The sequence below is a fragment of the Listeria swaminathanii genome, assembly GCF_014229645.1.
Classification (GTDB): domain Bacteria; phylum Bacillota; class Bacilli; order Lactobacillales; family Listeriaceae; genus Listeria; species Listeria swaminathanii.
In genome coordinates, this window is sequence record NZ_JAATOD010000006.1 from 22631 (window position 1) to 45916 (window position 23286).

Sequence of the window (23286 nt, forward strand, 5' to 3'; positions counted from 1 at the left end):
CATCATTCCAAGTCTTCATTAATACTAACAAAAAAACAGCAACTTGTCAGTAGTTTATGGCATGATTTCAAGACTTTCATCGACAAGGATGCTTTTTTCGACAGAACGAACCATCGAACAGTATTTTGGTGTTAGTTTTAGCGCCTTTTCGAGTGCTTTAGGATCTAGCTCTGAACCGGTTATTTTAAAATGAAGATGAATCGCGCTAATCCGGTTTTCTTCTTCGGGAATGCGTTCCATCGTTGCGTCTATCCATAAATCGCTGAACTCCACCCGTTTTTTTCTTAAAATATTTCGAAAAACAATGGCGCTACAACTGGCAATAGACATTAACATCAAATCAGCTGGTGAATAGTTGGTCATTTTTTCATCAATTAAAAAATCCCCTGTGTCAAACCCATTTTCGGTATAAACTAGCTTTAATGGTTTTGTCATCCTTATCCCTCATTTCTTCTCTTTTATCGTACAAAAATTCTCCTTATTAAGCAAATTAGTAGTATAATGAACAGATAGTCGACCAGAAAAGGAGGCTACTCATGTTATGGAAGGAGTAGAAAATAAAGTGATTGTTTTAGCAGGAATGATTGGCGCTGGGAAAAGTAGTTATACGGAGCTAATCGCAAATGAACTCGGAACAAAGGCATTTTATGAAAGCATTAAGGATAATCGCATCCTCGAAATGTTTTATGATGACCCAAAAAGATGGGCTTTTGCCTTACAAATATATTTTTTAAATACCCGTTTTCGCAGTATTAAAGCTGCTTTGACGGATCAGAATAATGTGCTTGATCGAAGTATTTACGAGGACGCGCTTTTTACGCAAATTAATTTTGAAGAAGGTAACATTTCTGAACCGGAGATGGATACATATCTTGATTTGCTTGATAATATGATGGAAGAACTTGCTTATATGCCGAAAAAAGCGCCGGATTTGTTGATCTATTTGCGCGGTAGTTTGGAGACGGTCCTCAGTCGGATTACTCTTCGTGGTCGCCCTTATGAGCAAATTGAGGATAATCCAGGTTTGCTTGATTATTATAAACACCTTTATAGTCGTTATGACAGCTGGTTTGAATCCTACGATAAAAGTGATACGCTCGTGATTAACATTGACGAAATTGATATTACTAAACCGGATGACGCAAATTATGTCATGCAACTTATTCATGAAAAATTAAAACGCTAAAACAGGCTTATGCTGTTTTAGCGTTTTTTAATTGATTTCGCCTAATTCTTTTTTCTTTTTGCGAATTGCCAGTGTAGCGTTCAGCTCTCCGCCAATCATTAAAATAATTCCGGTCAAATAAAACCATAACATTAAAATAATAATTACCCCGATACTACCGTAAGTTGCTGAGTAGTTACCAAAATTGTTCACGTAATACGCAAAACCAACTGAAGCAACCGTCCAACCAATTGTTGAAAATAACGCTCCCGGAAGGACACTAATTAACGTACTACGCCTGTTTGGTGCCACCCAATATAAAAAGGTAAAGACAACAAAAATAACAACGAGCGTAACGGTCCAACGAAGATTATTCCAAAAACTAAGAAAGTCTTCCGAGAAATTCAAATGATTAATTAAAAACATCCCAATTTGCTGTCCGAATACGAGTAATAGCAAGGTTGCTCCCACTGTTGCAAGCATTGCGAGCGTGAAAAACATGGATAATAAGCGTTGCACGACGTAATTTCGTTTATTCGTTACGCCATACGCTTTATTGAGCGATTTCATGACCGCATTCATACCGTTCGATGCCGACCATAAAGTCGCGATAATCCCGATGGAAAGTAATCCGCCATTTTTCTGCGTTAATAAGGTATTTAAATTTTCTTCTAAAAAGTCCATAATCTGGTCTGGCGCAAATTCTTTAATCATATTAAAAACAGAATCTTTGTCAATATGAAGGTATGCAAGCAATGTCGCCGCGATTAAGAGCATTGGGAAAATGGAAAACAGCATATAATAAGCTAACTGTGCTGCATTCCCAGAAACGTCATTTCGTCCAACTCGCGCACTTACTGCTTGACCCACTTGAACTATCCCGTTATGTTTAATATATTTTACTACTTTTTTCCACACTACTAAGGCCCCCTGTTCTAGTCATTCGTCTGGAAGTTTTTGTTCTATTATGGTAAAATTTTGTCTATTAGCTTGAAAGGAGCAAAAAGATGAATCTTGAAACCCCTTCGCAGGAAAACTTGACTTTTATGTTAACTGAAATTACTACGAAACTAAAAATGGTGAATGTTGGTGTTTTTGAAAATCTTGAGCTTGACTCTGTTGATTATAACGCACTTATCGATATTTATCAGCTAATAAAACGTAAATCAAATTTTAGCCCGCGTGAAATGCAATTATTTGCAGAAGAGTTGCGCCGGATTAGAAAATAAAACAAATGCTAGCCACTTTTTAGTGGTTTTTTGTTTGGAAATAATTAGTGCCAAAATCCACTAAATCTCGCATATCATAAATTTTCGTCGGCGCTCCGATAATGGTCGTCGGATGAAAATTACGTTCTTTCTCATAAGCGCGGCCTAACGCAATAAATGCTTCACTATTATAATCAATTTCCTGATACTTTTCCCAAATGATTTCGCCATTTTTTAAAAACGCGGCTTGATTTTCTGTGAGTGGAAAAACATTCGAACGCTCTTCTGCCAAATGAAGCGATGTATTATTATTATTATCAACGCCAAATAAAATGATTTTCGCCCCAAGTTGGTAGAGTTTTCCAAGCGGCGACTCATCCCCCATGCTTTTCGCGAGTGGTTGTTTCGAAAGGATGTTTTCTTTATCCTTTCCCCAGGCACAAAATGAATGGTAAGGATGAAAACTGCGCGCCACATCAGGAATTGCGCGAAATGTTTCGGCAATGACACCCATCCCGCGAGTCGGGGTTACAAATGGATCAAATGGTGGCGTTTCTGCGCGAATGATTTTCCACCAACTTTCTGGAACTGGCGGATTTTCCCATTTAGATGGATCCGTTAATTGGCCCGTTTGAGCTGGCATAACAATATTGCCCGTTTCACCAACAAGTTCTTGTAAGGCTAAAATAACCGTGACCGGGCCGCCACAAATCCAGTCCGCTTTTGACATGGAGGCATGAAAAATAATCGTATCGCCTTTTTCAATACCCGCTTTTCTCAGGTCAGACACGATTTTATGTTTTGTTGCTGGTTTTTTGGTTCGCCAGATGGCCATTTTTTCTCCCATTTTGTCTGTCACCACCCCTAAAAATAAAGCCAGATGCCTAGAAAAAAACGTCAAAGTAAAAGCAGATGTAGTTTTTACATATGTTTTTACTTGAATTCTGTTCTAAAAGCATCTGGCTAAATAGTTTAATTAGTCGTTTTCGCCTTGATACGTTAAAATTTCTGGGCCATCTTTTGTAATAGCAAACGTATGCTCATATTGAGCTGATAAAGAGCCATCAACTGTTCTTGCAGTCCAGCCATTATCGTCCATTTTTGCTTTCCAAGCGCCCATGTTTACCATAGGTTCCACCGTGATAACCATGCCTTCTTTTAAGCGTGGTCCTTTTCCAGCTTGACCAAAATGCGGAATATCTGGTTTTTCATGTAAAGTTGGTCCAACGCCGTGACCGATAAACTCGCGAACAACTGCTAGATTTTCGGATTCTACGTAGGTTTGGATGGCATGACCAATATCGCCAACTCGAGCGCCAACTTGTGCTTGTTCAATACCTAAGTAAAGTGCTTTATGGGTTACATCCATTAAATGCTTCACATCATCTGGAATTTCACCTACAGCATAAGTCCAAGCAGAATCAGCAAGTGCGCCGTGGTAATTCACGACCATGTCTACAGTAATGATGTCGCCTTGGTTTAGCTTTTGTTTGCGCGGGAATCCGTGACAAATTTCATCATTGATACTTGCACAAATAGCATATTCGTATCCTTCAAAGCCTTTTTGCTCTGGAGTTGCGCCATTTTTACGTAAAAATTCTTCTGTGAAAACTTCTAAATCCCAGCTAGTAATACCAGGTTTAATGATTTTTTTTAGTTCTTTATGCGTATCGGCAAGGATTTTCCCAGCTGCTTTCATCTCATCGATTTCGCGTCTTGATTTGAGTGTAATCATTTCTTTATTCCCTCCTAAAATTTCCGCTATTTCCTATTATAGCTCGAAAACCGCTAGAAATAAAGTAATCTGGAAAAAAGGTTGCAGTTTTTCTGAAGACATTTATAATAGAATGTATCAGTGAAAAAATGGTGGGCTGGTTTGTGCCATTTTAAACAATAAAAAATTCAGAAAATGGTGATACAAAATGACAAAAGTGATGATCGTTTATGCCAGCATGACTGGTAATACACAAGAAATTGCCGACATTTTAGGTGAAGAATTAGAAAAATACGATATCGAAGTAGAAATTGAAGAATGTATTTCAGTTGATCCTGCAGACTTACTAGAATATGATGGCGCCTTAATCGGCGGCTATACATACGATGATGGTCAGCTTCCTGATGAATTCGTTGATTTTTATGAGGATATGGCGGACGTTGATTTTAGCGGTAAAGTGTGTGCTTCTTTCGGTTCCGGCGATACTTTTTACGATGAATATTGCTTAACCGTTGATTTAATTGAAACTCGTCTAAAAGAACAAGGCGCGACGGTTCCAGTTGCGGGGCTAAAAGTTGATCTTGATCCTGACGAAGAAGATGTTGTTCGCGCAGAAAGTTACGCAAAAACATTTGTTGATGTATTAAAAGGTTAATTATAAAGCAAGCGTCCAATCGGGTGCTTGCTTTTTTATTTAATTAAAAATAGCGAAAACAGTCGCTTCGTGGTTGCTTTACCTCATTAATTGAGATACAATTCTCGTATTGAATAAAAAGATTGGAGTGATTAATTATGACAGTATTTAGTGAAAAGTTAGAAAAATATGCAGAATTGATTATAAAAGTTGGGGTAAACGTCCAACCTGAACAGAAAGTAGTAATTATGGCTCCAGTTGACGCGGCTCCACTTGTTCGTCTTATTTCCAAATACGCTTTTGAAGTTGGCGCAGAGGATGTTATTATGGATTGGCGCGATGAAGAACTAGGCGCATTACGTTATAAAAATGCCCCACTACGCGTTTTTGAAAGCGCTCCGGTTCACCGTGTTGCAGAAAAAACAGAGCTTGCTAAAGAAGGCGCTTGTTTTATTTCCATCACTTCCGAAGATCCGGATTTACTAAACGGCGTAGATAGCAACAAAATTGCAACTTTCCAAAAAACAATGGGTGGCGCAATGAGTGAATTCCGCGAGTTAATGCAAGCAAACGTGGTAAGTTGGACAGTTGTTGCAGCAGCTTCACAAGGCTGGGCAGCAAAAGTATTCCCAGATTTGACTCCAGAAGAACAAATGGAAACACTTTGGGAAGCTATTTTTGAAACAACTCGTATCAATACCGAAAACCCGGTAGAAACTTGGAAAAATCACGATCAAACACTGGCTGCAAAAGCAGATAGTTTAAATGAAAAACAATTTACTTCTTTACATTATACAGCTCCTGGAACGGACCTTACAATTGGTCTTCCGAAAAACCATCTTTGGGTTGGCGCTGGTAGTAAGAATAAAAAAGGACATGAATTTATGGCCAATATGCCGACAGAAGAAGTTTTCTGTTGTGCGGATAAACTAAAAGTGGAAGGCTATGTTTCTAGCACAAAACCACTTAGTTATGCAGGAAATATTATTGATGACTTCAAAATCACTTTCGAAAAAGGTCGTATTGTAGGTGTAGAAGCAGCGTCCGGCGAAGAAATTTTAAAAGATTTAATCGCGACTGATGAAGGTTCTCACTACTTAGGCGAAGTGGCGCTTGTTCCAGACCCTTCCCCTATTTCCCAATCCGGCATTTTATTCTACAACACCCTATTTGACGAAAATGCCTCTAACCACTTAGCAATCGGTAGCGCGTATGCATTTAATGTTAAAGGTGGCGAAGAAATGTCTCGCGAAGAATTAGAAGCAGCTGGTGTTAACAATAGTTTAACGCATGTTGACTTCATGATCGGTTCTTCTGAAATGGACATTGATGGTGTAACCGAATCTGGTGAAGTTGTTCCTGTTTTCCGTAAAGGCGACTGGGCGTTCTAATCCTTTTTTAAAACTTATGCCTTTTGCGTAAAACCCTTGTAGCTTTTGGCTTTCAAGGGTTTTCATTTGTTATTTTTTATAAAAGAGAGTGAGGTGCATTGGATGAAATTTAGTACGTGGGACATCAATTTAAAAGTAAGGCTTTTTGGGGAAGCGCTACTCGATATTTCTTTTTGGATGGTCTTCCCCTTTCTAACGATTTACTTTTCGAAAAGTATTGGCCGTGAGCTCACGAGTCTCTTGCTGATTATTTCGCAAGTGTTGGCGGTTTTCACCGCATTACTCGGCGGTTACTTTGCAGATAATTTTGGTAGAAAACGAATGATGAGTATTTCGGTTATTGGCGAGGGTTTTGGTTTCCTTGTTTTTGCAATAGGTGCCCTTCATGTTGTCGATTCTCCTTATTTAAGTTTCGCGGGTTTTGCGATTGCGAGTGTCTTTATGGCGTTTTATCAACCGGCGAGTCAAGCGATGATTGCGGATGTGGTTCCACCTGAACATCGGACACATATTTATTCAGTTTTCTATATGATGATTAATATTGCGGTCGTTATTGGCCCGATTCTTGGTTCGGTACTATTCTATAATTTCACGACAGAAACCTTACTTGCAATTGTTTGCGCAGATTTATTACTACTCTTCTTACTGCAAAAATTTGGTCACGAAACGGCGCCACTTTTAGTTAATCCTGATTTACAAAAAGAAGCGGTTCATAAAAGCATCGGAACGGTTTTGGTAGAGCAGTTGAAAAACTATAAAATTATTTTTAAAGATAAGATTTTCTTCTTATATATTATTGCTGGGATTATTGTTTCTCAGTCATTTATGCAACTGGATTTGCTATTCCCGCTCTATATTAAAGAAGTTATCGGCGCATCTAACCTGTTTTCGTTTCATTTTACTGGTGAGCAATTGTTCGGTGTGATTGTTTCTATTAATGGGTTCTTTGTTGCCGCGCTTACGGTTGTCGTAACTCGCTGGATGAGCCATTTTAGAGAAAAATTTGTCTTTATGAACTCTTCCTTTCTTTACGCGATTGCGATATTTTTATTCGGGATTGCGACTGGACCGTGGGGAGCGATTTGTGCGATTATCCTCTTTAGCTTTGCGGAACTAATGACGGTCGGTTTGCAACAAACCTTTGTTTCCCAACTAGCTCCAGAAGATAAGCGAGCGATGTATTTCTCTGCCGCTGGACTGCGTTATACACTTGGTAAAGTGATTGCGCCGCTTGCGATTACGCTTTCGACTTTAATTGGCTATACGAGCACCTTTGTTATTATCGGTATTTTAGCACTTATAAGTGGGCTGATTTATTATTATATGTACTCGGAATTTGAAAAACAACGACAAACTTCATAATGAAAAACGGCTATCTGTTTACGGATAGTCGTTTTGTTTTGATTACGTTTTTTACGATTTTTTTACGAAGCGGCGCAAATCCCTATCATATTCCCATTTTAAATTACCTTTTCATGTCATCCATGTTTAAAGAATGCTTATAAAGTGAAAAAAGTCTATACTGTTAGTTATACACCTAGAATTTGCTCGCTATTTTTAATAGAAAGTTAGGTGTGAGAATGTTTGGAACAACAACTATTGGAATTGATTTAGGTACTGCGAATATTTTAGTTTACAGTAAAGAAAAAGGAATTATTTTGAATGAACCTTCTGTGGTGGCGCTAAATACGAATGATGGTACGGTACTTGCGATTGGCCAGGAAGCAAAAGAAATGATTGGTAAAACGCCCGCTTCGATTTCTGCTGTCAGACCGATGAAAGATGGGGTTATTGCAGATTTTGATTTGACTAGCGGACTGCTACGTGAGATTATGCGGCGGATTTCGATTAGCGGTGTGAAAAAGCCCAATGTGGTCGTTTGTACGCCAACTGGTGCTACTTCGGTTGAACGTCGTGCGATTTCTGATGCGGTAAGATCCACCGGCGCTCGTTCAGTCGTTTTAATTGAAGAACCTGTCGCTGCTGCTATCGGAGCCGATTTGCCTGTCGCTGAGCCTGTTGCGAATGTGATTGTTGATATTGGCGGTGGTACGAGTGAGATTGCAATTATTTCTTATGGTGGTGTTGTTTCCAGCACATCCATCCGAACTGGTGGCGATCACATGGATGAAGAAATTATTCAATACATCCGTAAAAACTACAACCTTTTAATCGGCCAAACAACCGCTGAACGTATTAAAATGGAACTTGGCTATGCGCCGATTGAACATGTGACCCAGACGATGGATATTCGCGGGCGTGATTTACTCACTGGTTTACCAAAAACGATTCAAATAAGCTCTACAGAAATCCAAAGTGCCTTATCTGAAACGTTATTGCGTATTCTTGAAGCTATTCGAAATACACTCGAATTGTGTCCACCAGAATTAAGTGGCGATATTGTCGACCGAGGTATTATTTTAAGTGGTGGCGGTTCCCTTCTCCAAGGTTTCCGTGACTGGCTTGTACAAGAAATCGATGTCCCTGTACATATGGCTCCAAGTCCTTTGGAATCTGTTGCAATTGGCACTGGTAAATCCCTCGTTTTTGCAGATAAATTAGCTAAAAATTAAACATCCGAAGCATTTGGATTACTGTGTTCTCAGTAAATCCAAATGCTTCTTTATCTTGCTGAAATTCTTTATTTCTGGTAAACTTATTTCTGTTGTCTGTCTTTCCTAGCCCATATAGTTAAACGGATATAACAAGCCCCTCCTAAGGGCTAGTTCGTGGTTCGATTCCGCGTATGGGCGTCATAAAAAAGCCGAAAATTCTTGAGTAAATCAAGGTTTTCGGCTTTTTTCAAACTTTATTGTTCACACATAAAACGTTTCATCTTTTTTCTTTGCTGAAAATTTTAAAGTAAAATCTGCATTTGCTGAAAATGGTCTTGAAGCAATTTTCACCTGCGTAAAGTCACAGCTATTATTTCTTAATGCAGACTTAATCGCTTTGATTCCTACTTCTTCATCGACGACTACACAAAATACATTTAAAGCAAATTGCTTCGTTGGATTCGCGGTTTGCCCCATGTCAAAACCATCAACAATCCCTAAGCCTTTCCAACCTAAATCACTATTTAAGATATCTGTAACCCTATCTTTCAGCCAAATGTCACGTTTCGTTCCATTTAAACTTTTCAGTGGATATTGCACGACTATCCAACATTTTTCTTCTTCAGAGAACTCACTGTAGCCCTGAGGTACAAAGCGATTAAGAAATGCATCTTTGAAAGCCACTTCATCTTGATACTTTTCCAAGTAATTAGCGTCTTTTTCCGTTTGACCAACTTTACCTATTTTTCCGTAATGGATGGTTGCTTCCTTATCATGGATCCAATACTCTGCATAGGAAATTCCGGTTTTTTCTTTTTTATATAGTTTTAGCATGGTTTCACCTCGTGGTGTTTAGTTTTATAATTAACTGCGTGGTTATGAATTTATATTATTATAGCATAAAGACAAAAAGTCCTCTATGCCTTGTTTATAGATAGCTATTTTAGTTTTGATATTTGGTTGAACAGTAGAGAATACTTCAACTACAAAAGACCCCTATAAAATAGACTTTTTAAAGTTTCTATTTTATAGAGGTCTTAAAACTTATAAGTATCTCTCAACTACTGGGATAATCTTATCAGCATGATTGAAAATGTCAATTACATCAACAATTTCTATGGTAGTTTTCTCTTCATCATTTATCACAAAATATGTTCTTGAATTATTAATGTATAATCTTAAAACCCATTTTCTTATACTGTTATCTATAATTATATTAAAGTACGATTTGTTATCTCTATAAAAAATTCTAGATGTATCAATTGTATCTTTCAATAATAATTTAGTTGTAGTGAATGCTTCAATTTCCGCTTCTGTTGTAATAATATCTTCTTCACCATCAGCAGTTACCTCAACTTGAGGAACTTCTAATTCTTCGACTGAAACAGATGTATTAAGCGCTGCATTTAGTTTACTATTTACTTGGTCTGCAATAAATTGTCTAAAACCTCTTTTTACGACCGGTGTGAATTTATCAATAATCACTTTTGTTTTCATTCCATCATAAATCTCTCCAAGGATAAATTTAACAAAGTCTTCACTTGGATCATTTACTTCTTTTGTTAAAAATTCTTTGACGAAATTAAGATATTTTAAATCAGAAGCTGCTTTTGAAATATTATCTACGTCAAAATTTTCTTTTTGGAATTTAAAAATTTCTGAAATTTGGACATCCTTCACTTCTGTAAGTACAAATGAAAAGAATGGAGCTCTGTCCATTTTGTTTGGCTCTTCTAAATCAGTATAAAATCTATATTCATTTCCATTTGTTAAAATACCAAATTTAGCAGTTGTTGTTCCAAAATATCTAAATAATTGTGAATCATGGTTTTTTAAATCTTCTTTAATAGATTTTGCCTCTATTAAAATAATTGGATTATTATTATTCAAGATTGCGTAATCTACTTTCTCCCCTTTTTTAATCCCTACATCTGCAATGTACTCTGGAGAAAATTCAAGTGGATTAAAAACATCATATCCTAGCAATTGGAAAAACGGCATAATTAATGATGTTTTCGTTGCCTCCTCCGTTGAAATCGAGTCTTTAAGAGCAGATACTCTTTCCCCTAATTTTTTTACATCTAATAAAAGCGTTTCAATATCCATCTTCACCGTCTCCTATTTTTATGTATTATTATTCACGTTTTTATACAAACGGAATAATCTTTTAATCAAGTTAAGTGTAATATAAATTCCTTTATTAGTCTATTATTTTCGAAAAATTATACAAATTAAGTCTAAAAAAACATTTTTATACTACTTTGAAGAACATCTGGAACAAAACTTATAAAAGCGAAGTCTATTTAGGTACTTTTAAATTTAATACTTAACTAATAATAATAAAAGCATTACTTATGAAATTCAAGTATAATGGAGTTAATCATCACAAATTGAGGTGCATTCAACATATGAAAAAAGACATTTCTAAACTGTTAAAACTTAGTAGGATTTGTCAAAATCTTACTGACGAACAAATAAATCGTTTAATACAAAATAATCTAATTACATTCGTTCAATATGATCGAAATGAAATCTTATTTTGGACTGATAAAAAGCCAAAAAATCTCATTATTCTCTTATCTGGTAATATCGCTATGGGGAAAAATACACATGATGGTCGGCGAGTTTTAGGTGCAAGTAATACAAGTATTGGGGAGCTAATTGGGGAAGTGCGTCTTTTTTCTGATAAAAAGCTCTTTTGGGACTATGCAGTGGCTTTAAAACATACGGAGGTATTAGAAATTTCATGTGAATTTCTATTAAATCCAGTTGAAAAGCATGCTGATATTCAGATTATATTGATGCAAAATGTAATGCGTGTTTTTGTAAGGAAATTTGAATTTTTAAGTGATAAAGTTAGGATTCTTTCTTTTTCCGCAGCACGAGATCGGATTGCTTTTTATTTTTTTAGTATGCAAAATAAAGATCAGCGTGTTATGCTCACTGAAACTCGAGAAGAAATTGCTGATTATTTAGGAATTGCTAGGCCTTCACTATCACGTGAACTAGGTCGTTTGCAAGATGAAGGCTTTATTCAAATGAAAGGTAATGAAGTAATTATATTGAACCAAATTTTATTTGAAAATATACTTGAATGACAAAGGACTACAATTGTAACCTCAGTTACATTTTAAAGTATTTTCTTTTGGTAAGCTTAATTAGCAAACTAAAAGAAGATACTTTTTTATTATGGAATTATTACTTTTTAACCCTATTCCATCATTTGATGAAAAATAAGAGGAGGACAACATGAAAAAATTAGTTACAACGCTATTTGTTTTTGCGGCAGTTTTCATTTTAAGTGGCTGTGGTTCTACAGAAACTTCTAAAGGTAAAAGTAGTGCTTCCCTTCCAACAGAAAAGGAGGTCCCATTATCAGATAAACAAACTACGGACTCTTCAAAAAAACTTACTGTTCGTACATTTGATAGTACTGACTCGTCATCCTGGGCAGCTTCATTTCAAGTTATAAGTTCTGACAAAGGTAATATTTTGATTGATCCCGGAAAATATGATGACGAACTTTCAAATTATGTAAAAACGATTGGTGGTGTGGACGCCATTTTAATTACTCATGGACATTGGGATAAGCTTCGAGGTCTTGATGACGCAATAAAAGCAAATCCTGATGCAAAAGTTTATGTTCATGAATTAGATTATCCTTATTTTAAGGATACAAAACGCAACTGTTCAGCTGAACAAGGAGTGGAGGGTACGACAAATGCAAAAGCCACCACTTTGGTTGAGGGAAACTATGAAATTAGTGGTTATCAAATAAAAGTTATTCATACACCTGGTCACACAGAAGGTTCTGTTCTCTATCACTTCCCTGAGGAAAACATTTTAATAGGAGGAGATACAATTATGGCTGATAAAGTTGCTGGATCACAACATCCCGGTGGAAATGAAGCTGAAAGAAAAGCTTCTATAACGAAATTTAAGAAGCTCTCTTTCCCTAAAGATATGCGTATTTACAGTGGTCATGGAGCAAGTACTACCTATTCAGAACTATTACAAACTAATCATGATTTACAATAATGAATTCGTTTTTTCGAAAAGGAAGGGATTATTATATGAAAACTACAATTAAAGTTGTTTTAATAGTTGTTTCTATTATGGCTCTTTCTGCTTGTAACAAACCTTTGAATCAAGGTTCTAGCGATAATCCATCTTCTCAATCAGATGAATCAAACACTAGTAAGACTGGCCAAAAATTAGCTGTAAAAACATTTTCGAGCAGTGAAGGTTTTTCATGTGAAGTTCATATATTGAGCTCTAAAAAAGGCAATATTCTTATTGATCCCGGTTTTTACGATAATGAACTTGCTGAATATGTAGAGTCAATAGGTGGCTTGGACGCTATTCTAATTACACATGGTCATTGGGATAATATACATGCACTTGATTCAATAGTCAAAGCAAACCTAGATGCCGAGGTGTTTATGCATGAATTGGATGTTCCATTTTTACGTGATCCCCATCTAAACTGTTCTGATATTAATGGCTTCTCTCTTTTAGTTGACACGAAACCAAAGACGCTCACAGAAGGTTTTTATACAATCAGTGGCTATAACATTGAAGTGTTGCATACACCCGGACATACTAAAGGCAGTAGTAGTTTTTATTTACCGGAAGAAAATATATTATTCAGTGGCGATACATTTATGATTCCTTTTGTTGGTAGTGCAAATCACCCCACCGGAAGCGAAACTGATAGAAAAACAACCATAAATCAATTTAAAGAACGTGATTTTAGAGGTGATATGAAGATATATCCCGGTCATAGAGGAAACACAACTTATAATGAAATGATGCAAACAAACATTGATTTACAATGAAAGGATGAAATGACTATGAAGAAAAAGAAAATATATGGCATAACCTTGCTTACATTAGTATTGGTAGTAGTTATAGCCTTTACAGTGTACCAACATGCTACAAATAATATTAATGACAAAGCTAAAGATACCTCAAACCAAATAAAGACAACTTCCCAAGATGAGGTTGCATCTGCTAACACAGAAAACAATAATACCTCTGACTCAAATCAGTCTAATAAAACTACTAAAGAGATTGTCCAAGCTAAAGATTTGTTGGAAGCATACAAAAATAATCCAGCTAAAAAAGAACCCACCTCCAATGGAGAAAATATTACCGTGAATGGCGTCATTACTTATATCGGGCAAGATAGTCATGGTACACCTTCTATTAATCTTTCGGATAAAGCAAACGGAGAAGGTTATGTTTTATGCGTTTTTGGGTCCTTCGATGAACTAGAAGCGTTTTCTTTAGGACAAGAAGTAACTATCTCAGCCAATTTCCATATCATGGGCTCAGATGGCATGGTTGTTTTGAAACAAAGCGAAGTATTATAACTGTCATTTAGACGAAAGGAAATGAATACGATATGAAAAAGATGCTTGTCACGATTTTTTCCCTTGTTCTACTACTAACACTCACAGCATGTAATAATCAGCAAAGTACAAATTCTGATAATAGTAAACAGCCTAGTACGAATTCAAGTGACAAAAAAGATATTTCTACCAAAAAGGCCCTTGTAGTTTATTATTCTCAATCAGGGAATACAAAAAAGCTCGCGAATGTAATACAGCAAAGTACTAATGCGGATATTTTCGAACTTGAATTGGCTAATCCATATCCTGATAATTACGATCAAATGACAGAGCAAGTAGGACTGGAACAAAAAGACCATATTACACCTGAGCTAAGCAAAAAAATAACTGATTTCAATAATTATGGCACTATTTTTATTGGCTCTCCAATTTGGAGGAGTTCTCTAGCCCCACCAATGGCTTCTTTTATCACAAGTTATAATTTATCCGGTAAAACCATTATCCCTTTTTTCACTAGTGATTCAGGTACTTTAGGAAACAGTGTATCCGTTATAAATAGTCTTGTTTCAACTGATGTTAAAGTTCTCGATGCACTGGCTGTTCAAGGAGATGACGCAAGCAACTCACAAAGCACGGTAGATAATTGGCTTAAAAAAATTGGCTTTACAGAATGATTTTGAAAGACTCGTCAAAATTCTCATGTATTGATTCCTATACACTTGTGCCCCCATCCCTTTAAGAAAGAACTATTGTAATAAAAAAGTTACTCTCTTAACTAAAAAATAAGACCGAAAATAAGCAATTGATACCCCATAAATATGGTATCAATTGCCTATTTGTCTTGTTCAAAGCACTTATTTTAAGGCTTGCAATTATTTATAATGTTTCAATTGGCAAATTCATGCCTTTCCATCCTTCAAGAGCCCCGGCTAATTCATAAGCTTCAAAATCAGCTGATAGTAAGATAAGTAATGCTTCTTTTCCTAAAGTTGTACCACCCGTCCAATCATAGACAACATAGATTTTATTTTTATCTAGTTCATCCAAGTGATTTGCTAAGTCTTTTGCTGGGATGGCTGTAGCACCTTTAATTTGATCCTTTTTGATTTGTGCTGGAGCATTACGAACATCTAGCACGACATAGCGGGAATCTTCTTTATCCATATTTTCTAAAACCGTAAAATGGTTAATATACAAGCTCAAATAAGTTTCTAGTAATTCGATTTTCTTTGTTTGCATAAGTTATTTCTCCGTTTCCTGGGCGCATTTTGTAGTACCCTGTTTAATTTTTCCAAGTAGATAAGAAAATTGTTTCATTTCATCCTGCGTAAGTTGGTCAAACAATAGATGTACCGTTTGAAAATTTATTGGTAAAAAATTCTCTAATATGTGCATTCCTGCTTCTGTTAATTTGATAGTGATAGAACGCTTATCCGAAATGGAAGTTTTTTTAGTAATCCAGCCCTTCTGTTCCATCGCTTTTAGCATTTTACTAACTGTCGCACGAGTAGCACCAAGCTTTTCCGCTATGAGAGAAGGTAATAACTCATGATTAGGTGCTCGTTTTAAGAACATTAGAATGATGAATCTTGACTCGCTTAAATTATTTTTATCAAGCACATCATCGTAGACTTTTTGCATATTCCGATACGTCCACTGAAAATCCAGAAATAATTCAGTGATTATCGCATCTTGCTCGGAAACATCATTCATTAGTTGAATTCGTTGATTGTCGGGGCGATCGACAAAAGAAAAATTATCCATAAACAAGCTCCTTTAATTTGATTAGCCAGCTAACTATATTTATAGTATGTCATATTTTGTTTTAGAAGTCAATGAACATATTTACCTCCCAAAATGAAAGGTATTAGTCACTTATGAAGCAACTAATACCTTTTTCATTTTATACATATCTTTCAACGCCAAATGTTCTTTTTAGAAATTAAAGATTTAAGAAAGGGAAAATTTAATGCACTATAAAAAAAATCTGCAATTCCATTTGAAATTGCAGATGTCGTTTAAATTATTTTGTTTTCTCAACTAATCTAAAGTGTTGCCACGGAAGAATAGTATCTAGTAAATAGCGCTCTTCTGGTACGATTCTAGCAACGATATTTGTGTTGCCGGAGTTTTCCATTTCTTGAAGAGCCACTTGCATTTCGCCTTTGTAGCGTTCGTAACCATTGTTGTCGATTGTTACATCGCCTTTTGTAATGGTGTTTGTGTCATGCGCAGGGAAATCGTGTTGTTTGAAATTAACACGTGTCATTGTCGAACGTAAAACGTACTCGGAAGCATCGCCACGATTGAAATGTTTTTGTGTTAAAACGATTTCTTTTTCTACGTCTGTTGCACCATCTAAGAATTCAACAGCTAATTGTAATTCGTTACGGTTTAATTCGCTTAAAGCGCGTAACTCGTCTTCTGAAGCGAACATATTTCCAACGATGACATCATCGATAAGACCTGTATTCCATAGATCTTTTGCTTGAACTGTAATGTCCTCGCCGCGGTGTTCTTCCATTGTTGGAAGGCCGCCATCTACAACAAACCAAGGGCCAAATTCGCCGCTATTAGAAGAAACGAATGCTGCAGTGCGTAGGTTTAAATCTTTGAATTGTTTACTTGTACGTAAGAAATGTTCTCTGGAAAGACCAGTGTATTTTCTTGGGTAGAAGTTATGACAACCAATGATATTCCCTACGTTTGCTTGGTAAGATAAGATATTTTCAACGTAACGAGTACCATTACTAATGTTTAGCTCGATTTTTAGGTCTGTATCGTCAAAGGACATTGCTGCCTCTTCGGAACCAGAGAAACCTAAGTCAAGGCGAAGACCTGCTAGGCCAAGCTCTTTAAAACGATCTAATTCTTTATAAGTGATATTTAACGATTCAAATACAGTCGGGTCAACATCAGCAATAACGTCAAATCCTAATTCTTTTGCGCGTTTGCAAATTGTTTCTAATTTAGCAAATTCCGCTTCGTCATTAGCAGAAATCAAACAAGTGAAAATACGGCTAAAACCATATTTTGCAGCTGTTTCAATGTATTCTAACGATTCTTCTAGTGCAACATGTTGTGGAAATACGGATATTCCTAATTTTCTCATTTAAATCATCCCTTCAAAAACTTATTTAGAGCGGTATAAATCAACAATTTCTTTCGCTAAATCTTTAAAAGTAATAGCATTCATTAAGTGATCTTGTGCGTGAACTAACAGTAGTGATACTTCTGCTTTTTCGCCGCGCGCTTCGCCTTGAATTAAAGAAGTTTGTGAATGATGCGCTTCAAGTAGTGCTGCTTCTGCATTTTTGATTTGCTCATCGGCCGCGTCAAAATCCCCTTTTTTTGCCGCTTCGATTGCTAGCATTGCGTCACTTTTAGCGTTTCCCCCGTGTACGATTAATTGCATAATTGTTTGTTCTAATTCCATTGTTTACACATCCTTTTTCATTTATCGAACTTGTGTTTATTTCCTCTTCAAGCAGTCTCGAACTCGAGATTATTTCTCAATCATTGCTAGTGCATCATTTAGCACTTTTTCGCCGTCCATTGTTCCGTAGTCAATCCCGTTAATGATTGCAACTGGAATACCTAATGGGTCCAGTACTCGTTTCAAATTCTTCTCTAAAAAGCGAACTTGCGGTGCGAGTAATACAACGTCTACATCGCCTTTGTACTTATCAAAATCAGCTTCTGCAACTGCAATAACAGTGGCTTCTACTTGTTTATTTTCGATAGCTTCTGTCATTTTTTTTACGAGTAGACTTGTGGACATACCGGCCGAACAAACTAACATGATGTTATTCATTAATTTAACCTCCTAGTTTGAAAAGCTGCACGCATATATAATATGCAAGATATGTGCCAACTTTTCTTGTTATTTCTCGCTTATATGCGAGCTTTCTTACTTACACAATAAAAAAACCAAGTGTGTAAGACAATACACACTTGGTAGATTCATTTTTCTTAGTTTTCTTCCACCTGGTTGGAGAGCATCATCTGTGTTAAATATGCGATTTCTGATTGGGGTATTACGATGTCGTACTCAATTTCCACATTTTCCATCATTTGTTGCGTGATTTGCATTTCGACCATATGATTTTTAGCAAATTCGTTTAAGTCTGGGAATTCCCTGTCTACAGCGCCAAGTTTAACGCGCTCGATGAGGAATGCTAAGTGAAGAATCATGCCGATATCTACACCCGACTCAAGTATTACATTAAGTTGCAGTTGCAATTCTGAAATTACTTTTCTTAAAAAGTAAACCAATTGCTCAGCAGAACTGACTGCTTGTAAATTGCCTTCTAATGAAGCGATTAATTTTTCGTATGGTACTTCATCATTTAAAATTCTAGAAACAATTCCTAAACCGCCTTCTGATAACACTTCCAGCGCGCTAAAGAATGGAATATCGCGGTATTCAAAGGCTACGGAACCCATGATTGCTAAAATGTTATATTCTTCCATTAGTTGATCAATTCGCTCGCGGAATGCTTCTTTATGCAGGAATTGTAACACGATGATTTCGATTTTTGTTTCGTCAATAATTGGCGCTACGACTTTACGCAATTGCTCGGCTACTCCTTCTCCTGTAAAACAAGTGAAGATAACTGCATTTTTCACCGGTTTTGCTCGTAAAACGTGTGCTTTATATTTATTTTCAAATAATTGCTCACAACTTTGATAAATATCTTCTAAACCTCGACCTAATGAGGCTTTGCGCATCGCTTCTAATACAACAGGTGTACTTACCATTGTAACAGTTTTTGTGCGAATGCCAAGCTCTTCTGTTAACATATTCCCAAAAGAAGTGAGTGAACCCATATCAGAAAGGATTAGTACGCCTTTGACAGGATTTAATTTGATCACGGTTTGTTTTAGTTTTTCGTACATCGCTTTTACTTCGACGGTAAGTGGCATATCCAGCGCGATTCCACTTTCAATGCTTAGTAATTCTTGCACCGTTTCCACCATACTTGTCGCTGTAGAACGACCGTGCATCATAACTATTACTTCGACTTGATTTTCCTGAGAAAGAGATGTATCCACCACTTCTTCCGTCAAGAACATCGTCAAAAAGCCAATTTCGTCAAAAGGAATTTCGATGCTTAATTCTTGCTCAATTAATGCGGATAAATCAATCGCCACTTGGAATTCTTTTGGATATTTTTTGCGGATATTATTTAAATCGGGATGAATGATATGTTTTTGTTCACGCACTCGTTCAATTGTGCTTTGTAAATGTAACGAAAAGGCAAATTTCATTTTTTCGTTATATTTGCGATTTAGTTTTTCTTCGGCCATATCATATACTTTTTCTGTTAATTCCCAAACGGCTGGTGCAATGATTTCTTTGGCTGTTTGGTGGGTTGGGAGTTGAACCATGTAATCGTGGAAATACTGGTCCACATCAACGTATAGCGCTTCTTCTAACTCGCTTTGGTCCTTCCCTTCTTTCATCAAACGGTCTGCTTTTTCTTGGATAGCGTGGTAGACATCGTGCACATCTTCCATTTCAACTAAAGCGTCACTTGTATCAACAAATTTGAAAATGGATTTATCCACATCAATTAAACGGTTTAATTTTTCTGGTTCGTCTTTTAAGTGCAATAAACCTTTTTGGACGTGAATCGGTAAATCGTCTTGTTCGATTAAAATATAATTGGCTGTTTTTGTTTTATAATGCAAAAAGGCTTTGGCACAGGCTAGCTTCAGGTCTCTTTGCAATTGACCAACGTTAGCGCTTGCATGGTAAAGTAAAAAAGCAATCAGCGCTTTTCTATGTACGCGAATCGATTGGTGTAGCCTGGTCGCTTCTTGATTTAAGAAAAACTCGACTAATTGATAGCGTTCTTCCAAGTTTCGTTCTGCTAGTGATGGCAGTGTAATCGTCATCGGGATACGTCTTGTGAACGTTTCTAACAGAAAATTATCCGGTGATTCTGTTGTTGCTCCAATGATTTGAACTTGCGCATGATGCACATTCGCGCTTTCTCCGAGTGGACGGAATTCGCCTTTATCGATAAAGGTGAAGAGCATTTCTTGTCCTTCTGGAGGCAAGCGGTGAATTTCATCAAGGAACAATATCCCGCCGTCTGCTTTTTTCAGCAAACCTTCGCGTGTTTCTTCTGCTCCCGTATAAGCTCCTTTAATGACCCCGAAAATATGGCCAAATAAAAGTTGTGGATTTTGTGCATAGTCAGCACAGTTAAACGAAACAAAAGGCGCATCGGCTGGAATAGTTTCCGATTCTTTGGCAAATTGATACATGCATTCAGCAAATAGCGATTTCCCTGTTCCCGTACGACCTAAAATCAAGCTATGAAGCCCATTTGGTGGATATAAAATGGCGGCTTTTGCTTGTTGAATACTTACTTTTAAACTATCTTCAGAACCAATTAACCGCCCAAAAGCCGACTCTGACATGTTTCCCGCTGGTTGTGTCGCTCTTTCAGTCGTTTTTATGGCTTGATAAAATACCGGTTTCCCAGGAAGTTTGTCTATTCTTTTTTCTTTAAAAAGATCATTTAGATAACGACTAGCGTTCGCTCGGTCCATTTGAAGCAATTCTGCGACATCTGCTGCAGATACTTTTTCTTCTTTTTCGTTTAGAAGTTGGAGGACTTCTTCTTTTCTACTAGACATCTACTCTACTCCTTTTTGAAACTCTATGTTTCCATTATACCTTTTTAAATAGCATCCTCGCAACGATAAAAATTAACTAAAAAAAAGCGCGAATGCTTTCCTATCTAATCAAGAGAGAAAAACATTCGGCACCGGTTATGATTTTTTAAAATTGTTTTGTTTTTTGTTAAATTTATTTGGTTTGTTATTACGTGCAGGTTTAGACGAACTACTAGGCTTTTCTTTACGTCCTAAACCAGCTGCTCCACTTGGTTTATCTTTGCGGAACGGTTTTTTCGTATCGTCTTTTTTGCCTTTTTGAACTTGTTTTGGTGGTCTTGTTGCTTTTTTGGCAATTTTATTTTCTGGCACTGCCCCGTCAAGAAGTTTCCCTTGGTAAAAGCGAACTTGTTTACCTTTTAAATTGTGGATTGTTAAATATTGTTTTAATGTTCTTATTTCACGTGGGTTGGCAAAGGTAATTACCGTGCCTGATTTGCCCATTCGTCCAGTACGTCCAGAGCGGTGTGTGTACTCTTTTTCGCTTGCCGCTAAGTCATAGTGAATAACGTATGGTAAATCCTCAATATCAAGCCCACGAGCCGCGACATCTGTCACGATTAAATAAGTCAATGTACCTTTTTTAAAGTCATCAAGATATTTTTTGCGTTTTTCTTTGCGAATTTCGCCGTGAATTCCAGCTGCTTTTACTTTATCGTAATGCAGTTTTTCTAGCAAAATTTCCATTCGCGGTTTGTCTTTCACGAAAACGAGGCCGCGCATGTCTTTAATATGCGAAATTCGGCGCAATAATGTCGCTTTATCACGTGATTCAACGTCCATATACAAATGTTCTACGTTCGTTAATTCTTCCGGTTTCGCTGTAACTTCTAGCATCACTGGCGTATTTTCTGTTTGCGCGAAAAAGGCTTCTGGATTTTCTAGTTTTGTTGCTGATACAAGTGTTAATTGGCGATCGCGAACGGCACTTTCGACAATTTCAAGTGTACTTTTAAAATTTTCTTGGCGAAGTAATTGGTCACATTCGTCCAATGTGATTGTTTTGATTTCGTGCATTTTAATTTTCTTTTGTTTGATTAGTTCAAGCGCGCGACCTGGAGAGGCTACAATAATTTGTGGTTTTTTCTTAAGTTTTTCGATTTGCCGTTTAACGTTGGCTCCTCCGATTAAAGATATAACCGTCAATTCATCGCTTGGTAACCATGAACGGATTACTTCCGTGATTTGCATAACTAATTCATGAGATGGCGCTAAAATAAGCCATTGTGTTTTTGGAATTGCTTCTATTTTTTCAAGGGTTGGTAGTGAATAAGCTACTGTTTTCCCCGTTCCAGTTGGTGATACTGCGAGTACATCTGCCCCGTCTTTGATTGGTTGGTACATTGCGCTTTGAATCTCTGTTGGCGTTTCATAACCATGTTCTTTCCATTTTTCCGCCCAAAAGCTTGGGATATTTGATTCTGTCATGACCCGACTCCTTTATTAGTTCTTCTCTGTATCATACCATGCTTACTGCAAGTCTGCACTTTTATTTAGGATTTTTGTTGCTATAAACAAAAAAACTAGGAAGCAGCGCAATCGCCTTTTCCTAGCTTTTTCAAAGATTATTTTTCAGCGTCAAACCAAATATCGTTTTGGTGACGTAGTTCGTTGGAGACACGTAATACTTTTAAGCTTAGGTCTGCTAAGTATTCGTATGTATCTCGGTCACTTTGTTCGATAATTCTTGCAAACTCAGCCGCTTCAAATTGCATATCATTGGCAACGGTTGGACCAGCGAGTTCGGTTTCTTCTTTTGTCGCGTTATCGTAAAAGGTAATATGTTCAATTCCAGTAAGTGGATCCACGATTAAAGTTCCCTTTTGACCGTAAATTTCGCTTGGTAAGAAGGATTGGGAATTTTTTCCTTGAATGATGGTGACGTTGAATGTTGGATATTCAAGAATAATTGGGCCAAGTCCGTCCACACCGGTTGGTAATTTTGTCGCAAAGTAAGTCGCTTTAACGGGTTCGCCGAATAATGTAATCGCCGAGTAAAGTGAATACACGCCTAAATCAACAATCGAACCTCCAGAGAATTTCAAGGAGAAGATGTTTGGTTCTTCACCGTTTAAAACTTGATCATATCTGGAAGAATATTTCATGTAGGCAAGTGTTGCACCGTGAATGGTTCCCACTTTTTCAATGCTTTCTTGTAGACGTTTGAAGTTGGGTTCTTGGATGTGGCGTGCGGCTTCAAATAAAAAGACATTGTTTTCACGAGCAATTTGGTGCGCATGCTCTAACTCTGCCACTGTAGAAAAAATTGGTTTTTCGACAATCACATGTTTTTTATTTTTAAGTAAGCTAACCGCGTGTTGATAATGAAGTGCATTAGGAGAAGCAATATAAACAGCGTCACATGCGTCTGATTTGCCCATTTCTTCAATATCCGTGAAATAAGTCAACTCTCCGTATTTTTCTCCAAATGCGCGTGCTTTTTCTTCTGTGCGCGAATAAACAGCCGTGAGATTCCATTCGCCCGAATTAATGGCACCTTCGATAAAAGAATCTGTAATCCAGTTTGTTCCCATAATTCCAAGTTTCATTAGCCAACAACTCCTTTAATTTTAAT

At 36.9% G+C, this 23286-nt stretch carries 25 protein-coding genes and 1 tRNA gene; 12 read left to right on the forward strand and 14 right to left on the reverse strand.

Annotated elements, in window-relative coordinates:
* Nucleotides 1-54 precede the first annotated feature (54 nt).
* Nucleotides 55-435, reverse strand: a complete 381-nt coding sequence (locus HCX62_RS13350; RefSeq protein ID WP_185639400.1) for an OsmC family protein — start codon at nucleotides 433-435, stop codon at nucleotides 55-57.
* A gap of 106 nt (nucleotides 436-541) precedes the next feature.
* On the opposite strand from HCX62_RS13350, the gene HCX62_RS13355 reads away from it, so the two are divergent.
* Entirely contained in the window at nucleotides 542-1186 is a 645-nt protein-coding gene (locus HCX62_RS13355) for a deoxynucleoside kinase (RefSeq protein ID WP_185639401.1), read from the forward strand.
* Between the two features lie 27 nt (nucleotides 1187-1213).
* Here HCX62_RS13355 and HCX62_RS13360 read toward each other — a convergent pair whose 3' ends face one another.
* Entirely contained in the window at nucleotides 1214-2083 is an 870-nt protein-coding gene (locus HCX62_RS13360) for a YihY/virulence factor BrkB family protein (RefSeq protein ID WP_185639402.1), read from the reverse strand.
* Nucleotides 2084-2172: 89 nt separating this feature from the next.
* Between HCX62_RS13360 and HCX62_RS13365 the strand changes: the two genes are divergently transcribed.
* Complete coding sequence (locus HCX62_RS13365) at nucleotides 2173-2394, forward strand: DUF1128 domain-containing protein (protein WP_185392631.1); 222 nt, start codon at nucleotides 2173-2175, stop codon at nucleotides 2392-2394.
* A gap of 19 nt (nucleotides 2395-2413) precedes the next feature.
* Here the strand turns inward: HCX62_RS13365 and HCX62_RS13370 are convergent, their stop codons facing one another.
* Entirely contained in the window at nucleotides 2414-3220 is an 807-nt protein-coding gene (locus HCX62_RS13370) for an AAC(3) family N-acetyltransferase (protein WP_185639403.1), read from the reverse strand.
* Nucleotides 3221-3349: 129 nt separating this feature from the next.
* Nucleotides 3350-4108: a type I methionyl aminopeptidase gene (gene map, locus HCX62_RS13375; RefSeq protein WP_185392635.1), complete on the reverse strand. Its 759-nt coding sequence runs from the start codon at nucleotides 4106-4108 to the stop codon at nucleotides 3350-3352.
* Nucleotides 4109-4295: 187 nt separating this feature from the next.
* Here map and HCX62_RS13380 point away from each other — a divergent pair, with 187 nt between their 5' ends.
* The 5 genes from HCX62_RS13380 to HCX62_RS13400 all read left to right on the forward strand — a co-directional run bounded on the left by HCX62_RS13380 (nucleotide 4296) and on the right by HCX62_RS13400 (nucleotide 8865).
* The gene (locus HCX62_RS13380; protein WP_008948060.1) at nucleotides 4296-4742 is read left to right on the forward strand and encodes a flavodoxin; all 447 of its coding nucleotides are present in this window, start codon (nucleotides 4296-4298) and stop codon (nucleotides 4740-4742) included.
* A 137-nt stretch (nucleotides 4743-4879) separates the two neighbouring features.
* Nucleotides 4880-6112, forward strand: a complete 1233-nt coding sequence (locus HCX62_RS13385; protein WP_008948061.1) for an aminopeptidase — start codon at nucleotides 4880-4882, stop codon at nucleotides 6110-6112.
* Nucleotides 6113-6214: 102 nt separating this feature from the next.
* On the forward strand, nucleotides 6215-7474 hold the full coding sequence (locus HCX62_RS13390; RefSeq protein ID WP_185639404.1) for an MDR family MFS transporter: 1260 nt from the start codon (nucleotides 6215-6217) through the stop codon (nucleotides 7472-7474).
* Between the two features lie 218 nt (nucleotides 7475-7692).
* The gene (gene mreBH, locus HCX62_RS13395; RefSeq protein WP_185639405.1) at nucleotides 7693-8685 is read left to right on the forward strand and encodes a rod-share determining protein MreBH; all 993 of its coding nucleotides are present in this window, start codon (nucleotides 7693-7695) and stop codon (nucleotides 8683-8685) included.
* A 108-nt stretch (nucleotides 8686-8793) separates the two neighbouring features.
* A tRNA-Arg gene (locus HCX62_RS13400) sits at nucleotides 8794-8865 on the forward strand.
* Between the two features lie 63 nt (nucleotides 8866-8928).
* On the opposite strand, the gene HCX62_RS13405 is transcribed toward HCX62_RS13400, so the two are convergent.
* The gene (locus HCX62_RS13405; RefSeq protein ID WP_185639406.1) at nucleotides 8929-9501 is read right to left on the reverse strand and encodes a hypothetical protein; all 573 of its coding nucleotides are present in this window, start codon (nucleotides 9499-9501) and stop codon (nucleotides 8929-8931) included.
* Nucleotides 9502-9711: 210 nt separating this feature from the next.
* On the reverse strand, nucleotides 9712-10779 hold the full coding sequence (locus tag HCX62_RS13410) for a type I restriction endonuclease (RefSeq protein ID WP_185639407.1): 1068 nt from the start codon (nucleotides 10777-10779) through the stop codon (nucleotides 9712-9714).
* Between the two features lie 296 nt (nucleotides 10780-11075).
* Here HCX62_RS13410 and HCX62_RS13415 point away from each other — a divergent pair, with 296 nt between their 5' ends.
* The 5 genes from HCX62_RS13415 (at nucleotide 11076) to HCX62_RS13435 (ending at nucleotide 14695) form a co-directional block, all read left to right on the forward strand.
* The gene (locus tag HCX62_RS13415) at nucleotides 11076-11765 is read left to right on the forward strand and encodes a Crp/Fnr family transcriptional regulator (RefSeq protein WP_185639408.1); all 690 of its coding nucleotides are present in this window, start codon (nucleotides 11076-11078) and stop codon (nucleotides 11763-11765) included.
* A 151-nt stretch (nucleotides 11766-11916) separates the two neighbouring features.
* A complete protein-coding gene (locus tag HCX62_RS13420) occupies nucleotides 11917-12705 on the forward strand; it encodes an MBL fold metallo-hydrolase (protein WP_185639409.1) in 789 nt (262 codons plus the stop codon).
* A gap of 35 nt (nucleotides 12706-12740) precedes the next feature.
* Nucleotides 12741-13505: an MBL fold metallo-hydrolase gene (locus HCX62_RS13425; protein WP_185639410.1), complete on the forward strand. Its 765-nt coding sequence runs from the start codon at nucleotides 12741-12743 to the stop codon at nucleotides 13503-13505.
* A 15-nt stretch (nucleotides 13506-13520) separates the two neighbouring features.
* On the forward strand, nucleotides 13521-14042 hold the full coding sequence (locus HCX62_RS13430) for an OB-fold protein (RefSeq protein ID WP_185639411.1): 522 nt from the start codon (nucleotides 13521-13523) through the stop codon (nucleotides 14040-14042).
* Between the two features lie 32 nt (nucleotides 14043-14074).
* Nucleotides 14075-14695 (forward strand): flavodoxin, encoded by a 621-nt coding sequence (locus HCX62_RS13435; protein WP_185639412.1) that lies wholly within the window; start codon nucleotides 14075-14077, stop codon nucleotides 14693-14695.
* Between the two features lie 202 nt (nucleotides 14696-14897).
* On the opposite strand, the gene HCX62_RS13440 is transcribed toward HCX62_RS13435, so the two are convergent.
* From HCX62_RS13440 to HCX62_RS13475, 8 genes are all read right to left on the reverse strand, one after another.
* Nucleotides 14898-15260 carry a rhodanese-like domain-containing protein gene (locus HCX62_RS13440; RefSeq protein ID WP_185639413.1) on the reverse strand — a complete coding sequence of 121 codons (363 nt, stop codon included), beginning with the start codon at nucleotides 15258-15260 and terminating at the stop codon, nucleotides 14898-14900.
* A 3-nt stretch (nucleotides 15261-15263) separates the two neighbouring features.
* Entirely contained in the window at nucleotides 15264-15785 is a 522-nt protein-coding gene (locus HCX62_RS13445) for a MarR family winged helix-turn-helix transcriptional regulator (RefSeq protein ID WP_185639414.1), read from the reverse strand.
* Nucleotides 15786-16044: 259 nt separating this feature from the next.
* Nucleotides 16045-17133: a DUF871 domain-containing protein gene (locus HCX62_RS13450; protein ID WP_185639415.1), complete on the reverse strand. Its 1089-nt coding sequence runs from the start codon at nucleotides 17131-17133 to the stop codon at nucleotides 16045-16047.
* 21 nt (nucleotides 17134-17154) lie between these two features.
* Nucleotides 17155-17457 (reverse strand): PTS sugar transporter subunit IIA, encoded by a 303-nt coding sequence (locus HCX62_RS13455; protein WP_003720022.1) that lies wholly within the window; start codon nucleotides 17455-17457, stop codon nucleotides 17155-17157.
* Nucleotides 17458-17526: 69 nt separating this feature from the next.
* Complete coding sequence (locus tag HCX62_RS13460; protein ID WP_185639416.1) at nucleotides 17527-17835, reverse strand: PTS sugar transporter subunit IIB; 309 nt, start codon at nucleotides 17833-17835, stop codon at nucleotides 17527-17529.
* A gap of 158 nt (nucleotides 17836-17993) precedes the next feature.
* Nucleotides 17994-20672 carry a sigma-54-dependent transcriptional regulator gene (locus HCX62_RS13465; RefSeq protein ID WP_185639417.1) on the reverse strand — a complete coding sequence of 893 codons (2679 nt, stop codon included), beginning with the start codon at nucleotides 20670-20672 and terminating at the stop codon, nucleotides 17994-17996.
* A 135-nt stretch (nucleotides 20673-20807) separates the two neighbouring features.
* Nucleotides 20808-22139 (reverse strand): DEAD/DEAH box helicase, encoded by a 1332-nt coding sequence (locus HCX62_RS13470; protein WP_185639418.1) that lies wholly within the window; start codon nucleotides 22137-22139, stop codon nucleotides 20808-20810.
* Between the two features lie 137 nt (nucleotides 22140-22276).
* Entirely contained in the window at nucleotides 22277-23260 is a 984-nt protein-coding gene (locus HCX62_RS13475) for a Gfo/Idh/MocA family protein (RefSeq protein WP_185639419.1), read from the reverse strand.
* Between the last annotated feature and the right edge of the window lie 26 nt (nucleotides 23261-23286).

Coding starts and splice junctions, on each gene's coding strand:
- HCX62_RS13350 (WP_185639400.1), bottom strand. CDS start 435: ATGACAAAACCATTAAAGCTAGTTTATACCGAAAATGGGTTTGACACA.
- HCX62_RS13355 (WP_185639401.1), top strand. CDS start 542: ATGGAAGGAGTAGAAAATAAAGTGATTGTTTTAGCAGGAATGATTGGC.
- HCX62_RS13365 (WP_185392631.1), top strand. CDS start 2,173: ATGAATCTTGAAACCCCTTCGCAGGAAAACTTGACTTTTATGTTAACT.
- HCX62_RS13370 (WP_185639403.1), bottom strand. CDS start 3,220: ATGGGAGAAAAAATGGCCATCTGGCGAACCAAAAAACCAGCAACAAAA.
- map (WP_185392635.1), bottom strand. CDS start 4,108: ATGATTACACTCAAATCAAGACGCGAAATCGATGAGATGAAAGCAGCT.
- HCX62_RS13380 (WP_008948060.1), top strand. CDS start 4,296: ATGACAAAAGTGATGATCGTTTATGCCAGCATGACTGGTAATACACAA.
- HCX62_RS13385 (WP_008948061.1), top strand. CDS start 4,880: ATGACAGTATTTAGTGAAAAGTTAGAAAAATATGCAGAATTGATTATA.
- HCX62_RS13390 (WP_185639404.1), top strand. CDS start 6,215: ATGAAATTTAGTACGTGGGACATCAATTTAAAAGTAAGGCTTTTTGGG.
- mreBH (WP_185639405.1), top strand. CDS start 7,693: ATGTTTGGAACAACAACTATTGGAATTGATTTAGGTACTGCGAATATT.
- HCX62_RS13405 (WP_185639406.1), bottom strand. CDS start 9,501: ATGCTAAAACTATATAAAAAAGAAAAAACCGGAATTTCCTATGCAGAG.
- HCX62_RS13415 (WP_185639408.1), top strand. CDS start 11,076: ATGAAAAAAGACATTTCTAAACTGTTAAAACTTAGTAGGATTTGTCAA.
- HCX62_RS13420 (WP_185639409.1), top strand. CDS start 11,917: ATGAAAAAATTAGTTACAACGCTATTTGTTTTTGCGGCAGTTTTCATT.
- HCX62_RS13425 (WP_185639410.1), top strand. CDS start 12,741: ATGAAAACTACAATTAAAGTTGTTTTAATAGTTGTTTCTATTATGGCT.
- HCX62_RS13430 (WP_185639411.1), top strand. CDS start 13,521: ATGAAGAAAAAGAAAATATATGGCATAACCTTGCTTACATTAGTATTG.
- HCX62_RS13435 (WP_185639412.1), top strand. CDS start 14,075: ATGAAAAAGATGCTTGTCACGATTTTTTCCCTTGTTCTACTACTAACA.
- HCX62_RS13440 (WP_185639413.1), bottom strand. CDS start 15,260: ATGCAAACAAAGAAAATCGAATTACTAGAAACTTATTTGAGCTTGTAT.
- HCX62_RS13445 (WP_185639414.1), bottom strand. CDS start 15,785: ATGGATAATTTTTCTTTTGTCGATCGCCCCGACAATCAACGAATTCAA.
- HCX62_RS13450 (WP_185639415.1), bottom strand. CDS start 17,133: ATGAGAAAATTAGGAATATCCGTATTTCCACAACATGTTGCACTAGAA.
- HCX62_RS13455 (WP_003720022.1), bottom strand. CDS start 17,457: ATGGAATTAGAACAAACAATTATGCAATTAATCGTACACGGGGGAAAC.
- HCX62_RS13460 (WP_185639416.1), bottom strand. CDS start 17,835: ATGAATAACATCATGTTAGTTTGTTCGGCCGGTATGTCCACAAGTCTA.
- HCX62_RS13465 (WP_185639417.1), bottom strand. CDS start 20,672: ATGTCTAGTAGAAAAGAAGAAGTCCTCCAACTTCTAAACGAAAAAGAA.
- HCX62_RS13470 (WP_185639418.1), bottom strand. CDS start 22,139: ATGACAGAATCAAATATCCCAAGCTTTTGGGCGGAAAAATGGAAAGAA.
- HCX62_RS13475 (WP_185639419.1), bottom strand. CDS start 23,260: ATGAAACTTGGAATTATGGGAACAAACTGGATTACAGATTCTTTTATC.